Below are 11,794 nucleotides of genomic sequence, written 5' to 3'. Positions count from 1 at the left end.
TTAGTGACCGCCAGCTACCTGCTGGTCAAAGTCGATTCCCTGTTTTTTCAGTGCGTTTTTACTGCTGATGGTGTGCCATGCAATGTAAGCAAAACATATTAACGGAACAATATAAGACAGGTGGGTCCAAGGACCGGTAGTTACTCCGTTTACTTCAGTACCCAGGTCAAGGTCAATTAAAGCGCCCTGTGCCGGAGGTATGATAGCGCCACCCAATATCATCATAATTAAGAAAGCCGAACCCTGGCTGGCGTATTTGCCAATGCCTGCAATAGCAAGCGTAAAGATACCAGGCCACATTACCGAACAGCATAAGCCGCAGGCAATAAGGCAATAGTTCGCCAGCATACCCGTGCTGAATAAGGACACTACCACGAAAACAATAGCCAGTAATGATACAGTCAGTAATAATTTTACCGGTTTTTCCTGTGCATATAAATTAGCACCAACCAGGAATAACAGGAAGATAGGGTAGTATTTAAAATCTTCGATCGGGTTACCTTTTAAATAGTTGGCCAGGCAAATGATACCAAAAGCAACAAAAGGTACAATGATCACCATCAGCCTTTTGGTAGACTTACTCAGGTTAAACACACTTACGGCGCCAGTCCAGCGACCGATCATCATACTACCCCAGTACAGGGCAATTAAGTGTGAGTTATGCTCTTCATTAAAACCACCGAATTCGGGTCTTAATAACAGGGCGCCAAAGTTATTGTCAATGGTAACCTCTACACCTACATATACAAAAATGGCTATCATACCCAATACCAATTGCGGGTACTGCATAGCGCCCCAACCGGTTTTATCTTTTTTTGCCATGAACATGCTGGCAAATAATAAACCAAGGATGATGATTAATGAAGCATAAATGATAACCGATTTGGGAATACCGGTACTGGTTTTAATAGCATCAGCAAATAGGATAGGCAGGAAAACCAGGCCGATGATCAATAATACCACTAATGCTTTAGGACTTCTTTCCAGTTTTTCATCACTCGTTACTTTGGGTAATTTAGAGAAGGCGAAAATAATAGCCGCCAGTGTGAACAGGCCTGCTAAAATAAAGTATACGGTTTCAATATTTCCCAGCGTGGCTTCTTTGGCAGCGCTTACGCTACCAAAAAGCATAAAACTTACCGCTAAAGGACCAAGTAAGGTACCGAATGAATTAACACCACCCGCCATATTTAAACGGTGCGAGCCTGTTTCCGGTGAACCCAGTGCAATGGCAAACGGATTGGCGGCTGTTTGCTGTAAAGAGAAGCCCAGGGCAATAATGAAGAATGCTACGAGAATTAAACCAAATGAGGGATTGGCTGAAGTACTGATGAGTGCCAGCGATACCGCACCAACAACAGATATCAGCAATCCATAAATGATACCTTTTTTATACCCGATCTTGTTCAGGATATCTACATTACTTAAATAAGAGAACAGGTACAATAACAAAGAGCCATAAAAATAAGCTCCGTAGAATGCCGAGCCGATCAGTTGTGATTGTAACTGATCCAGGTCGAAATATTTTTTACAAAAAGGAATGAAAATACTGTTACTGGCCGCAACGAAACCCCAGAAGAAAAATACAATAATGAGGGTGCCGAACTGCGACCATTTGGTTTGTTGACTCATAGCAAGTATCTATTTTAAAGATTAAGACCCCAAAATAATCAGAAATACGCTATCCAAAAATTTTAATTCTTAGTTAGCTCATAAAAAAGTGGTATTTTGAAAATTAAAACCACCATATTTATAATCTGTTTAAGGTTAAACGTTTGTGTAATTTTTTTGGGGGGATTACCGGGGCGCCTTTTTCAACCTGTGACCGGCATTTTTTGTTTTAATAAGTAAGGCGTTGAAAACCGTTACGGCCTGTGCACAACAGGGGAAGAAGGATGAATACGATAAGAACTTTACCGGTAAAGCTGTTTTATATTGCCGGGCCGGGTGATACAGCTGAAGGGCTGCCGGATTGCAGCGGATACCCCGCTGAAGGTTTGGCGGCGCAGGATGGTGGCGGAGTAGCAGCGGAAAGCCGGTATATGGCCGATAGCAGGGTGAAGCTGACAGCCCCTGCACCAGGCAATGGAAAGAAATTAAAATACTTGTATAATACTATAACTTATGGAAATATTACATGTTGCCGCCGAATGTTACCCCATGGCCAAAGCAGGCGGATTGGGTGATGTGGTGGGCGCTTTACCCAAATACCAGAATGAATTAGGGCATGTGGCCAAAGTGGTGATGCCCATGTACCGCACTAAATTTTTATATGCCAACCAGTGGGAGCTGGTACATGAAGGCGGGCAGCAGCTGGGATCACACTGGTTTCATTACAGTGTAATAAGAGAGAAGACCAATAAGCTGGGCTTTGATCTGTACCTGGTAGATATTAACGGCTTGCTGGACAGGGAAAAGATCTACGGGTACGATGATGATACCGAGCGTTTCCTGGCTTTCCAGATAGCCGTGTGCGACTGGGTGAACCGCTGGCAACATGTGCCCGATGTGATCCATTGCCACGACCATCATACCGGACTGATACCTTTTATGTGTAAATACAGTTATGCCTTTCGTAATAAACTGGCCCCGGTAAAAACGGTGTTCACCGTGCATAACGGGCAGTACCAGGGCTGGATATCCTGGGATAAGTATTACTATATACCGGCTTATGACAGCTGGAACTGGGGCCTGCTGGACTGGGATAATACCATTAACCCGATGGCGGCGGCCGTAAAATGTGCCGATAAAGTGACCACCGTAAGCCATAGTTATATGGATGAACTGAAGGTATCGGCCAATGGCCTGCAAAACCTGTTTGAGTATGAGAAGGGTAAAAGCCTGGGGATATTAAATGGTATTGATACGGAAGTATGGGACCCGCAGACCGATAATTTCCTGGCCAAGAATTACAGCCAGGAGCTGGTACAGAAAGGCAAACAGAAAAACAAAATGGAGATATGTAACCAGTTTGGCCTGGACCCTGATAAACCACTGATCACCTTTATTGGCCGGCTGGTAGGGGAGAAAGCGGCCGACCTGTTGCCGGAGGCCATCAGCCAGTCCATTTACCAGCATCATGGCAGGGCCAATTTCCTGGTGCTGGGCTCGGGTGAAACGCACCTGGAAGAACAACTGGACCAAATGAAGAACCAGTTTAAAGGCTACTTTAATTCTTATATAGGGTACAGCGAGCCCCTGAGCCACCTGATATATGCGGGCGCCGACTTTTTACTGATGCCCAGCCGGGTAGAGCCATGCGGCCTGAACCAGATGTATGCTTTACGTTACGGCACGGTACCCATGGTGCGCAGTGTGGGCGGTTTAAAAGATACGATTAAGGATTTTGGTGATTGGCAAGGTTATGGCATCAGGATGGATCAGTCGAGTGTGGGTGATATTATTTATTCCGTAGGCCGCGCCATTGACCTGTACACGAATAAACCTGATTTATATGAGTGGATGCGGGGATATATGATGACCATTGATCATTCCTGGGATGCCTCGGCACAACAGTATATTGACGTATACCAGTCCATTCACAAATAAAGCAGGTGACAAAAATTAAAATAATCAGGAGCATGATTGTTTAATTAATAATGTTACTTATCTTTTGCACCACTAACTTATAATTATACATTGCTATGTCTATTTCAAAAGAAATATTAACGGTGATACTGGGCGGAGGAGCCGGATCGAGGTTATACCCTTTAACAGCCAGCAGGTCAAAACCGGCGGTACCCATTGCGGGTAAATACCGCCTGGTGGATATTCCTATTTCCAACTGTATCAACTCGGGCATCAACCGTATGTTCGTGTTAACGCAGTTCAACTCCGCTTCCTTAAACAGGCATATTAAGAACACTTATCACTTCAGCGCATTCAGTGCTGCATTTGTTGATATACTGGCTGCGGAGCAAACACCGGATAACCCTACCTGGTACCAGGGGACGGCCGATGCGGTGCGCCAGAGCCTGCGTCACCTGTCGCCTTTTAATAGTGAGTATGTATTGATACTATCGGGTGACCAGTTGTACCAGATGGACTTTCATAAAATGCTGGAGAACCATAAAAAGCTGGGCGCTGATATTTCCATTGCCACCATACCGGTTGGCAGCAGGGAAGCGCCGGAGTTCGGCATTTTAAAATCGAACGAAGAAGGATATATTACTTCCTTTATTGAAAAACCCAAAGCAGAACTATTGCCCGAGTGGGTAAGCGATACCGGCGATGCCATGCAGGCACAGGGACGTAATTACCTGGCCTCGATGGGTATTTATATTTTTAACCGTAAGTTGTTGTTTGACCTGCTGCAGGATGATTTTGCCGATGCGACTGACTTTGGTAAAGAGATCATTCCGCAATCAATAGAAAACAAAAAGGTAGTGAGTTACCAGTACGATGGTTACTGGACCGATATCGGTAATATCTATTCCTTCTTTGAAGCCAACCTGGGCTTAACGGCCGACCTGCCCGATTTTAATTTATTTGATAATACCAATACCATTTATACCCGTGCCCGTATGCTGCCCCCGGCTAAAATAAGCGGTACAACACTGGAAAAAACGGTGATAGCAGAAGGTACCATTATCAATGCCTCCCGTATTGAGAACAGTGTGATAGGCATACGTTCCCGCATTGGCCACGGCACTACGGTGAACAGCAGTTATATTATGGGTTGCGATTATTACGAAACCCTGGAAGATATACAGAGCGACCTGATAACGGGCAAGCCTGCCCTGGGCATCGGTAACCGCTGTTATATTAAAAATGCCATTATTGATAAGAACTGCCGTATCGGCGATGATGTGCGCATTAATGGTGGCACACACCTGGAGCCTATTGATCACAGTCTGTATACCGTTAAAGATGGTATTGTAGTGATCAAGAAGGGAGCGGTGATACCTAACGGTTTCGTGATCTAATCATACAGATCTTTATGAGATAAACAAACCCTTCTGCTTCAGAAGGGTTTGTTGTTTTATGTACCGGCTGCAGTACCCTGATGCAGCAGCTGTTGCGACGCTCCGTTCAACTGCAGTAATGCTATGCGGCTCTTATAAATCTGTGATGCCGCCGGCATCATTCGACGGTATCAAGGGATAATATGCGTCAACGGATACGTCACCCCGACGAAGGAGGGGGCCTCAACTATATGAATATTTATCGGCAGGAGATGCCTCCTTGCTTTCGGCATGACGTAATGCGGGAGTAGCTTCTTTACAGTTGATATGATGTAATCCAGAAGAAACCTCTCAACGTCAGCATTACGTAAGCGCAAGTGTATTGAATTGAACTTGTATTTATCCCATAGGGATAACAGGTTTATAGGACAGACAGTAAAAGCATCCCGACCCCAGCGGGGTCGCATGTTATGGCTGAACAATATTGTTACGGGTTAGTCACCCCGACGAAGGATAGGTCTCCTGAATCATGTGAATATTGATTGGCAGGAGATGCCTCCTAATGTCGGCATGACGTAATGCGGGAGTAGCTTCTTTACAGTTGACATGATGTAATCCAGAAGAAACCTCTCAACGTCAGTATTACGTAAGCGCAAGTGTATTGAATTGAAGTTGTATTTATCCCGGAGGGATAACAGGTTTATAGAACAGACAGTAAAAGCATCCCGACCCCATCGGGGTCGCATGTTCTGGCTAAACAATTTTGTTGAGGCATAAATCGGCATGAGAGCCGATTGTTGTTTAGCTTTCCCCAGTCAGTTTTTTTAATAAGGAAACCTGCCCGAAGTGATAATAACTGTGTTCAATCACCCCTTCAATATTTCTTAACCAGGTGCCGTATTTCTCCTCCACAAAGGGCTGGTGTAACTGGGCTTCGGGCATGCTTTCAACAGCAGCTGCAAAACTTTCGGCATTCGTTAAAAAACGCTGTACCAGTGTGTCCCAGTCTGCAGCACCAGTGATAGGGGGCATATCAAAGCTATACTGGTCACGTATCTCCAGCGGACCACCCTTACAAACCTGTAATAGACCTTCCAGGTAATAATTAAGGTGAAAGGTGAGCAGGGCGATGGTGTTTACATTACCTGCTTTCCGGGTGGCCTGTTGCCAGCTTATGCTTAATAACTGTTCCTGTAAGTTGGTATTGGCTATCCACCGGCCGTTCAGCATTACTTCTCTTAACCGGGTAGCCAATGTGGTATTGTTATACATAATATGTTGTTTTGAAAAATATCAGCAACATATCCTGCAGGATTGTACAATATAGTAACCCTTACACATAGGATTGCCTGCTGAGCTAATAAAAGGTAAAATAAAATGTTGAAAAATTAACGGGAAATGCTGTTAGGATTAAAGGTTACTTTGTTGTTCAGTAACACTTTTTTCTTCATGGGTAATACCACAACACTGTTGCCGTTACGGTAAGCAACATTGGTGTTCAGCTGCATGTACTGTTTGGTATTGTTGAAGTTGATCACTTCATTGCCACGGAAAGAGTAGCCCGTGCGTAAAGTAAATACGCCGTTATGAGTAGTAGTGAAATCTGTGGTTAATAAACTGCGTTTTGGTTTATTATCAACCTTTTTTGCACGGCCATCACCTAAAGATGCAAAAGCACCGGCAACAAATAGTACCATTACAGTACCAACAGCCAGTCTTTTGAAAGTATATAGTGATATTTGACGTACAGATTTCATTCTAAGTGCAAAATTAACAAATTAAAATGATAATATTCAGTAATTGCGCGGAAAGTTTTAATATTCTTTTAACGCCTGAATAGCGAAATTGTTACATGTGAGCCAAAAAAATGTATAAAAGATGTTCACAAATGGGGAAAACTAAAGCACCCGGATAAACCATTTTTTGGGTTAACTTGTTGATACTTAAAGCGAATAAAAAATGTTGATAACAGCCGGATTTACGGTTAAAACGGCATGAAATTTTGATTATCCAAATAAGCCGGTATTTTTGCCGGGATATTTTATTTTTATTTGATTATCAGTTCTTTACATATTCATTATTGTTTTAGTAAATAGGTCCGGCCATGCAACCGCTGCTGTTATAAAATCGTTTATACAGTAAAGAACAGTTACCGGAGTCGCTTGGTCCGCCTGTTACAACAGTAAAGAATTAACCGGGCAAAACAAGGAACACATGATTTATGTTAAAGGGTAGTGTGCCGCTTGTAAAGCTGTCTGACAGGAAGTACCTGTGTAACAGCGAATACCTGTTTGGAGTGTATGCACTTGATTGTTAGTTATTATTTCACCATTTAAACTTCCATCAAATGAAAAGTAACCCTTTTGAAGAAGATCGTGACGTACTGGCTGAGTTATTGAAAAACTATGATAACCTGAAACAAGGGCGTAGTCATTCGTTTATTGAGGAGGAGGCCTTTGAAAAAATAATCAGCTATTTTGAAGAGAAAGAAGATAATAAAGCTGCGCTGGAAGCTGCAGAACTGGCTACGGAGCGTTATCCATATTCGTCCAGTTTATTAATACGCAAGGCGGATGTATTGTTAAGCAACCGCCGTTATAATGAAGCGCTGGAAGTGCTGGAATTTTCGGCCCTGCTGGACAGCAATGATATTAACCTGTACATATTAAAGACCGATGTGTTGCTGGCGCTTGACCGCCAGGAGGAGGCTGTTTCGTTACTGGAAGAAGCCCTGCATTTATTTGATGGCGAAGAGCGTATTGAACTGCTGTTTGAGCTGGCCGATGTGTATGATGATTACGAGGATTTTGACAAGGTGTTTGACTGCCTGAAGATGATACTGAAGCAGGACCCCAATAATGAAGAGGCACTGTATAAGATCTGTTTCTGGACAGACTTCACCGGTCGTAATGAGGAGGGCATCCGCCTGCATAAACAAATTATTGATAACTATCCTTACAATGAACTGGCCTGGTTTAACCTGGCAGCTGCTTACCAGGGATTAAAGCTTTACGAAAAAGCCATTGACGCCTACAAGTACGCCATTGTAATTGAAGAGAAATTTGATTATGCCTACCGGAATATGGGCGATGCCTATATCCGTTTAAGAAAGTACAAAGATGCTATTGAGGCCCTGGAGAAAGTGCTGGAGCTTAGCAAGCCGGAGGACGTTATTTACGAGGCTATCGGCCATTGTTATGATAAGCTGAAAAACTATGCGCAGGCAAGGTTTTACTACCGTAAAGCCACCCACCTGAACCAGGAGGACAGTAAGCTGTTTTATAAAATTGCCTGTACCTATGTAAATGAAGGGCAGTTCCAGAATGCGGTTAAACAACTGGAAACAGCCTTGCGTATCAACCGCAATCACCCCGAGTATCATTTATTACTGGGCGAGTGTAAGCAGGAGCTGGGTTTTATAAAAGATGCCATACAGTATATTACAGCAGCAGTAAGGTTACGTCCAAAAAATGTGGCCAGCTGGGAAGCCCTGATCAAATGTTTATACCAGAACGAATACTATGACCAGGCCCTGGAACAGGCCGATATTGCCTATGAAGCCACCGGTAAAAAAACGGTATTTGTATTTTACCAGGCCGTGATACATTTTGCGCTGGGCAAAACAAAAGAGGCTTTACTACTATTGGAAAATGCCCTGGAGCAATCGCCTAAACTGTTGAAAAAGATCATTTCCCTGGAGCCTGGTCTGTTGCAGAACAACAGTATGCTGGACCTGATAGCTAAGTATAAAAGAAAAAAATAAAGGAATATGGGGCGGATTGGTAAGGAGTTTTTTATGAACCGCTTATCTTTGCGCCATTAACTGAAAAGTAAGTAAAGCAGTAGCATGAATTTTAATTTATCGCAAATGCCCGACAGGGCGGCTAAGCCTCGGAGTAACGGATTAACCATGGTGATGGACAAAGGCTTAAGCATTGAGGAAACTAAAAACTTTCTTAGCATTTCGTCCACGTATGTAGATATTTTAAAACTGGGTTTCGGCACTTCGTACGTTACGCCGAACCTGAGAGAAAAACTTGCTGTTTACCAGAGTCACAATATTCCCGTTTACCTGGGAGGTACTTTATTTGAAGCTTTCCTGATCCGTAACCAGTTTGATGATTATATAGCGGTTTGTAAAGACCTGGGCATTACTTACGTGGAAGTAAGTGACGGCTCTATCAATATTCCGCACGCTGAAAAATGCGGGTATATTGAAAAACTGACCAAACATTTTACCGTATTAAGTGAAGTGGGCAGTAAGGATGCTCAACATATTATTCCCCCTTATAAATGGATAGAGTTAATGCGTGCTGAGCTGGAAGCCGGTTCAAGCTATGTTATTGCGGAAGCCCGTGAGGCCGGTAACGTAGGTATTTACAGGGGTTCCGGTGAGGTGAGGGAAGGCCTGGTACAGGAAATATTGACACAAATACCCAAGGATAAAATTTTATGGGAAGCTCCCCAGAAAGCACAGCAGCTTTACTTTATTGAACTGCTGGGCTGTAATGTAAACCTGGGTAATATTGCACCTACAGAGATGATCGCCTTAGAGGCCATGCGTATTGGTTTACGCGGCGATACTTTTAATTTCTTCCTGGATAATAAATAAACGGTTATGCGGGTCTTTGGCTTGATCGGGAATCCCTTAACACACTCATTTTCCAAAAAATACTTTACCCAAAAGTTTGAACAGGAAAATATAGCGGGTTGCCGTTACGAGTTATACCCCCTGGAAAATATTGACCAGTTGCCCGCCCTGTTACAACAGGAGCCGGCGCTGGAAGGTATTAATGTAACCATACCGTATAAAGAGCAGGTATTGGCTTACCTGGATGAACAATCGCCGGCCGTACAGCAGATAAAAGCCTGCAACTGCATTCATATTGCAAATGGTAAACTGGTAGGCCATAATACTGACGTACTGGGTTTTCAGCGATCACTGCAGCAACAATTACAGCCCCATCATACACAGGCATTGATATTAGGTACCGGTGGTGCGGCCAAGGCTGTGGCTTTTGCTTTACAACAGCTGCAGTTATCTTATCAATATGTATCCCGCCGGCCTGGTGATAATACCATTGGTTACGAAGATTTATCGCCGGCATTGATGCAGTCGCATACCCTCATTATCAATACTACACCCTTAGGTACTTATCCTAATACAGAAGAAGCCCCGCCAATACCTTATGCGTTATTAACCGAAAGGCATCATTTATACGACCTCGTATACAACCCTGCAGCAACCCTTTTCCTGCGTAAAGGAGAAGAACAAGGGGCACAGGTTCAGAACGGCGCCGATATGCTGGTTATACAGGCTGAAGAGAGCTGGAAGATCTGGAACAGTTAAGCTTTGTCTGCCTGTGTATTTCCTTCCGTTTTATTGCCGGTGTTCATTTTCCTGCCAAACAATGGTCCAAAAGGTTTCCATACTACAAATACAACAAAGAGATAAAACAGTATACAACTGATCACTTTTGCGGCTAAACCGGGTAAGGCAGGTAGGTTCAGCAGGTTAATGCCATAAACAATCGGGTAAAAGAAAAGGGAAAGCCCCATGGCGATAAAAAAGAACCTGGCTGAAAAAACGGGCAGGTCGCCTGGTTGTTTTTTTACCGATGCCAGGTTAAGCAATAACAAGACCGTCTCCGAGATCAATAAAGCCAGGCACATACCCATGGCCCCGTAATAATAACCGCCCGCAAAAGCCAGTGCAAAAAATAACAAACAACTGACAATAAGATTATGTAGATAACTTTTTTCGCGGTGACTTGCCAGCAGTATCGGGTTGCTGTAGTAAAGGCTCACCGCTTTAATAAAGGGAAACAGGGCCACTAACTGCAGGTTGGGCACTACAGCGGTGAACTGGTCGCCTAAAAAAACGGGTATAATATCGCCGGCCAGTAAAAATATACCAATGCTCAAAGGTGTTGCAAACAGCAGGATCAGGCGGATGCTGAACAGCAATTGCTGCTTCAACTGCTCCTGGTGGTGCTGCGATTGTAAGGATACAACGGAAGGGAAGAAGACCAGTAAGGAATCAGTTACCACCGAGCCGGAGATGCGTACAATTTTAACGGTAAACGCATATAAACCTACTGTAGCCGCCGAAGCTACAATGCCCATTACCACGTTATCCAGCAACATGGGTATGGCATATAACATGCTCACCAGGTTAATGGTCCACACCTGCCTGATATATTTGATCCCCCCTTTAAAATCAAAGCGGAATAAGCGTTTCCGGACCACCTGGTAAAAATTCAGACCGATGGTAGTAACGGAAGAAAAAACAATGATACCATAATACAGCAGGTAATCATCGGGTGATTGTACCAGGAGATAAATGGCAATAATGCCGAGTATCCTGATACAAATAGACCGCAGGGCGATATAATTAAATGCTTCCTGACCATAAAAATACCATTCGCAGGCAAAGGCATTGGCAAACAGGTATAAATAGGAGAGGAATAAAATATTGGGATCAGGGAAATGAGATCTTAACAGGAAAGCAAAACAACTGAACAGCAGGATGGCAATAAAGGAGGTTAATACATGCAACGATATTAAAGCGCTCACTGTTTGACTGAGCCGGGTAGGATCATTCCTGTGTTTTGCTACTTCCCTTACGCCGTAAGTCAGGATACCAAACTCGGCAATAATGGTAAAATAAAAGGCAAAGGAGTCGGCAAAACTCACCTGGCCAATGCTGCCGGGTGATAGTACCCTGGCTACATAGGGAATGGTGAATAAAGGAAAAATTACCTGGCTGAGTGATAAGGACAGGTTAAGCAGCAGGTTTTTTTGAACTTTGGCCAAACGCTCTTTTTTTAATGCAAACTTAGTTTTATATGCCCTACAAACAGAAAATAAAATTAACAGGGTTGTTCTGG

9 protein-coding genes are annotated in these 11,794 nt (G+C 43.6%); 5 read left to right on the top strand and 4 right to left on the bottom strand.

Annotation, left to right across the window (positions count from 1 at the left end; genetic code table 11):
* Positions 1-1,632 carry an MFS transporter gene (locus tag ACFS6H_RS18345; protein WP_386102480.1) on the bottom strand — a complete coding sequence of 544 codons (1,632 nt, stop codon included), beginning with the start codon at positions 1,630-1,632 and terminating at the stop codon, positions 1-3.
* A 492-nt stretch (positions 1,633-2,124) separates the two neighbouring features.
* Between ACFS6H_RS18345 and ACFS6H_RS18340 the strand changes: the two genes are divergently transcribed.
* Positions 2,125-3,549: a glycogen synthase gene (locus tag ACFS6H_RS18340; RefSeq protein ID WP_386102477.1), complete on the top strand. Its 1,425-nt coding sequence runs from the start codon at positions 2,125-2,127 to the stop codon at positions 3,547-3,549.
* A gap of 95 nt (positions 3,550-3,644) precedes the next feature.
* Positions 3,645-4,925, top strand: a complete 1,281-nt coding sequence (locus ACFS6H_RS18335) for a glucose-1-phosphate adenylyltransferase (protein WP_386102473.1) — start codon at positions 3,645-3,647, stop codon at positions 4,923-4,925.
* A 780-nt stretch (positions 4,926-5,705) separates the two neighbouring features.
* Here ACFS6H_RS18335 and ACFS6H_RS18330 read toward each other — a convergent pair.
* Positions 5,706-6,176: a DinB family protein gene (locus ACFS6H_RS18330; RefSeq protein WP_386102470.1), complete on the bottom strand. Its 471-nt coding sequence runs from the start codon at positions 6,174-6,176 to the stop codon at positions 5,706-5,708.
* 116 nt (positions 6,177-6,292) lie between these two features.
* Positions 6,293-6,661, bottom strand: coding sequence for a hypothetical protein (locus ACFS6H_RS18325; RefSeq protein WP_386102467.1), 369 nt, complete (start codon positions 6,659-6,661; stop codon positions 6,293-6,295).
* A gap of 590 nt (positions 6,662-7,251) precedes the next feature.
* On the opposite strand from ACFS6H_RS18325, the gene ACFS6H_RS18320 reads away from it, so the two are divergent.
* The 3 genes from ACFS6H_RS18320 to ACFS6H_RS18310 all read left to right on the top strand — a co-directional run bounded on the left by ACFS6H_RS18320 (position 7,252) and on the right by ACFS6H_RS18310 (position 10,254).
* Entirely contained in the window at positions 7,252-8,667 is a 1,416-nt protein-coding gene (locus ACFS6H_RS18320; RefSeq protein ID WP_386102464.1) for a tetratricopeptide repeat protein, read from the top strand.
* Between the two features lie 84 nt (positions 8,668-8,751).
* A complete protein-coding gene (locus ACFS6H_RS18315) occupies positions 8,752-9,516 on the top strand; it encodes a phosphosulfolactate synthase (protein ID WP_386102461.1) in 765 nt (254 codons plus the stop codon).
* A 6-nt stretch (positions 9,517-9,522) separates the two neighbouring features.
* On the top strand, positions 9,523-10,254 hold the full coding sequence (locus tag ACFS6H_RS18310; protein ID WP_386102458.1) for a shikimate dehydrogenase family protein: 732 nt from the start codon (positions 9,523-9,525) through the stop codon (positions 10,252-10,254).
* Here the strand turns inward: ACFS6H_RS18310 and ACFS6H_RS18305 are convergent.
* Complete coding sequence (locus ACFS6H_RS18305; RefSeq protein ID WP_386102455.1) at positions 10,251-11,720, bottom strand: oligosaccharide flippase family protein; 1,470 nt, start codon at positions 11,718-11,720, stop codon at positions 10,251-10,253. The genes ACFS6H_RS18310 and ACFS6H_RS18305 overlap by 4 nt on opposite strands.
* Positions 11,721-11,794 lie beyond the last annotated feature (74 nt).

The organism is Terrimonas rubra, from assembly GCF_042686025.1.
Classification (GTDB): domain Bacteria; phylum Bacteroidota; class Bacteroidia; order Chitinophagales; family Chitinophagaceae; genus Terrimonas; species Terrimonas rubra.
The sequence above is the reverse complement of the archived record's forward strand: the minus strand, read 5'-3'. Positions and strand labels throughout refer to the sequence as shown.

Excerpts from the sequence above, each read along its gene's own strand:
- ACFS6H_RS18345 (WP_386102480.1), bottom strand. The coding sequence starts at position 1,632 with ATGAGTCAACAAACCAAATGGTCGCAGTTCGGCACCCTCATTATTGTA.
- ACFS6H_RS18340 (WP_386102477.1), top strand. The coding sequence starts at position 2,125 with ATGGAAATATTACATGTTGCCGCCGAATGTTACCCCATGGCCAAAGCA.
- ACFS6H_RS18335 (WP_386102473.1), top strand. The coding sequence starts at position 3,645 with ATGTCTATTTCAAAAGAAATATTAACGGTGATACTGGGCGGAGGAGCC.
- ACFS6H_RS18330 (WP_386102470.1), bottom strand. The coding sequence starts at position 6,176 with ATGTATAACAATACCACATTGGCTACCCGGTTAAGAGAAGTAATGCTG.
- ACFS6H_RS18325 (WP_386102467.1), bottom strand. The coding sequence starts at position 6,661 with ATGAAATCTGTACGTCAAATATCACTATATACTTTCAAAAGACTGGCT.
- ACFS6H_RS18320 (WP_386102464.1), top strand. The coding sequence starts at position 7,252 with ATGAAAAGTAACCCTTTTGAAGAAGATCGTGACGTACTGGCTGAGTTA.
- ACFS6H_RS18315 (WP_386102461.1), top strand. The coding sequence starts at position 8,752 with ATGAATTTTAATTTATCGCAAATGCCCGACAGGGCGGCTAAGCCTCGG.
- ACFS6H_RS18310 (WP_386102458.1), top strand. The coding sequence starts at position 9,523 with ATGCGGGTCTTTGGCTTGATCGGGAATCCCTTAACACACTCATTTTCC.